The sequence below is a fragment of the Saccharicrinis aurantiacus genome (genome assembly GCF_001660705.2).
Lineage (GTDB): Bacteria > Bacteroidota > Bacteroidia > Bacteroidales > Marinilabiliaceae > Saccharicrinis > Saccharicrinis aurantiacus.
On sequence record NZ_LYBV02000059.1, the window covers coordinates 1 to 3831 of the forward strand.

Annotated in this window: 1 protein-coding gene; it reads left to right on the plus strand. The window is 32.1% G+C overall.

Annotated features, from left to right (window positions below; translation table 11 throughout):
- Window positions 1-43 precede the first annotated feature (43 nt).
- Window positions 44-3265 (plus strand): hypothetical protein, encoded by a 3222-nt coding sequence (locus A8B35_RS22870; RefSeq protein WP_075604137.1) that lies wholly within the window; start codon window positions 44-46, stop codon window positions 3263-3265.
- Window positions 3266-3831: the final 566 nt, after the last annotated feature.

A 3831-nucleotide genomic window follows, 5' to 3' on the forward strand; every position in this document is an offset into this window, starting at 1 on the left:
ACCATTCATGCAAAAAAAAGCAACTTCCTAAATCAAATAAGAAATGAAAAACCTTGAAATTAAAACACCATCGGAATTCTACAGAATGAGACGACCTGAATATTTTTCAGACTCTAAAGTTACTTATGATGTTGTTTTAACGAGAGAGGTTTTAGCATATGAGCTGGAAAAAATTTCAACGAATCAAAAACAAGACTTATTTGAGGGGTTTTGCCGAAGGATTGCAGAGAAAGTAATTGCTCCAAACTTAATCCCTCAAACGGGACCTACAGGTGGTGGTGATGGGAAAACTGATGCCGAAACCTTTCCTGTCTCTGAGGAAATATCAGATAGATGGTTCATTCCTGAAAATGGTTGGAATAAAGACGAAAAGTGGGCTTTCGCGATTAGCGCAAAGAAAGTTTGGAAGCCCAAAGCTGAAAGCGATATTAAAAACATTTTATTAACAGAGAGGGAATATACTCGGGTATATTTTATGTCTAACCAGACAATTTCAAGCAAGCAAAGAAAGGATGCTCAGGATAAGTTTATTGAAAAGTATGAAGTAGACATTGTAATTTTAGATGGAGTTTGGTTATTGGAGGAGGTATTCAAAAACAACTTTATTGACATAGCAGTGGATTCGCTAAATTTATCCAATGTTTACAAAAATAGAACTGTAGTTAATGGAGCAAATGATATTCAAAGAATTAATCTCCTTGAAGAATTAGAAGAGAAAATTCAAAACCCTAATCGATATAGTGAATTTGACTACCAAAAGGTTGAGGATGCTTTAGAAGCTGCAATTTTGGCAAGGAAAATTGAAAGACCGAGAGAAGAAGTAGAGGGAAAGTTTGACAGAGCCACACGATTTTGTAAAAAATTAAATTTTAATCGACATTGGATAAGACTCCATTACCAAAAAGCTTGGACATATTTATACTATTATGATGATTACTCATCTTTTATAGATGAATTTAAAAGTTTTAAAGAATACATTTCTGAAAAGTCATCATCAGATGAAATAGAATTATATACTAACCTGTTCAGCTCATTAAGAGGTTTTTGTGCTTCAAATTGCAAGCTTGAAGATTACCAAATAAGCCTAGATGATGAAAAAAAGGAATTATACTCAATATTAGAAAAGGTTACTCTTGATAAAACTAGACCAAATACAGCGTTAAAAGCTGAAATTGATTTATCTATCCAAACTTTAATGGATTCTTGTAGGGTTGAAAGTAGTACGGATAAATTATTTCAGAAGCTTCAAGTAGATTTGGCTAAGACAGTCGGAATGATAGAGTTTCCTTTTGAAAGTTATAATCAAATATTTGAAGAATTGGGAAATTTATTTCCTAATAGTTCAGAGTATGATAAATTACTTGATTTAATTGCATCTATTGCAGAGAAACGTTCATCTGAGTTATCTTCAGGAAAAATATTTCTACAAAGAGGTGGTCAAAAATACACGAAGAACTACATAAAGGAAAGCTTAGTTTATTTTGGGAAAGCAGTTCTTAAACTTGCTAAAGATGAAACAGAGTATGAGTTAAGCTTAGCTCTTCGTAGTTTAGGTTATGCATTTAATAATTTAGGTTTATTTTGGGCTTCAAATAACTGTTTTGTATCTGCAAACTTTATAGCATTTAAATTGTGGCACCAACAAGGGAAATTGGATTATCACACATTCGAATGTACGAAGCAGTTAGCAGTAAATGAATTGCTTATAGGTAGAATTCCTGCATTCTTGACATGGTACGAATTATTAAGTGTAATAAGCAGTCAAATTGAGATTGATGAATCGAAAGAAGAAATTCCGACTTTTGAAATGCTGGATGCGTTTTTATCTGTTCGATTGTCAAATATTGATAAAGGTGAAAAATCTCTTTCGTTTTTACCTGATGTACTAGAACAACATAACTTATGGCTCTCTCAAAATGCATTACTATTTAAACTTGGTTATGCAGACAATATTTTAGATGATTATAAACAAATAAATATCAATTCATTATCCGATTTACATAAGCATTTTGAAATAGTAGCAAATCAACCATTTAGGAATCAAATGATTCATGAAACGGACTTTGTTTCAGAATCCGAGATTTCTATTCAATCTAAAGTACTCGGCTGTTCATTTAAATATATCATGGAAAGAGATGTTGAATTATTATTAGCTGCAGAAACTTTTGCTGCTTTCTTTGAGAACTATCTATCAACATCAATCATGGAGCTACTTCCAAATACAGAAGAAATAGTTATTAAGCTAGTAAAAAATAATGGAGTTAAATTATTTGATTTTACAGCTAGTGATTCAGGTTCAGAGTATATCATTGAAATAAATAAATTTTCTTTTCCAAGAGAAAGCTTTAGTGGATTATGGGAAAAGATGGTAGATTTTAGTAGTCGTATTATTTCCAACAATTTTTTTTCCAATGATATAATGGGGCATTTAGACAACTTATTTAAACATGAAGAAATTCATGAAAGATTATCTTTTGTATATGAGCACCGAAATTTCACTAAAAATGTTTTAGGAGATAATCCAAAACTATTTTTTAATGAATGGTCAAGTAACAAAAAAGAATACCCATTAAAAGGGCAAGAATTAGTTAAGTTTAAAATTGAGGAAAGAGAAAAGAACAATTCGGAGATTAACGAAAGCTCATTAAACCTATCTCGTCATGATGAGAATAAGATTGTTTCAATAATCCAAGTTAAATTTTGGGACCAAGCAAAATGGAAAGGATTTGGACCATTTTATGCTCCTCATATTGGGTTTGGTATATTTCTAGCATTTGAAAATGGCATTGCGGGTAAATCAATCTTTGATGAATGGATAAAACGGTATGGAAAAGAAGATATAAATGATATAATCAAAATCACTATTGTTAAAGGAGTTAATAAAAACAATCCATATTGGTATAAGGTACATATTTCAGCAAATGTCCATACTCAGTCTTTAAAATCGAGAGAAAGGTATATGTCAGTGGCTGCTCGTTTTCATCAAATGACTCCTAATAACTCTGAGAACATGCAGAAAATAGAGCAGATGGTTAGTTTAAAAAAGAAGTTCCTGTTTTGTCCTGCGGAAATTGCAAATAATGGGAAAATAGAGCCTTATTTTGATAGAGCTATTACTAAAAGTAGTATTGAAATTAGAAATGCTTGGGAATTAGAAATTAATGACCCTGAAAGCGTTGTTATATTAAAAGAAGATGACCCAATTATACCACCTGAAATTGTAAATGCTCCAGTTCTTGAAATTCTAAAAAAAAAGAAACAATAAATAAAGCACGAAATGGTAACAATGGCTCATACGCAATATGCCTGCCGCAGGCGCAACACAGGCACACTGCGCATAGCCTGCCCGTTACACACTAGCCAATATTTCGTGTCTGAATTTAGGAGTATTTTTGGTAAGTTTTTCAAATGAATAATTTGCGCAGCCCTCTGCCTTCGCACTCTTATAAACAATATTTTTCTTTCGCCTTTTTTAGTCTTGGTTCGGTTCGATTTTTTGGGTTTCATACTTTTCCTAGTTTATCTATTTTCTGTCGTTTCTTTGGAGTATTGGATTTTAAGGTATCTTTTTTCTAGTTGGCGTTTTCTGTTTGTGATTCTATTTATTTTGGCTGTATTTTCAGGTGCTTTTTCTGGCTAAGACTCCTCACACTTGCCACCCAATTGGCAAATTTTGGTAGTATTTTGATCAGTTTATTTTACTTAATAATAGAGTAGGGGTTCTCCCAAAAATTGGTTCAAGGTGTTTCTATTTGGTATTTTATCTCGTCAGTTATTCTAAAAAGAACCTTTGTATAAGTTTAGTTTTCCTGTATGGTATTGGCACTGAAA

What these genes read in the sequence shown, in the direction of transcription:
- A8B35_RS22870 (WP_075604137.1), top strand. Translation starts at nt 44, where the DNA reads ATGAAAAACCTTGAAATTAAAACACCATCGGAATTCTACAGAATGAGA.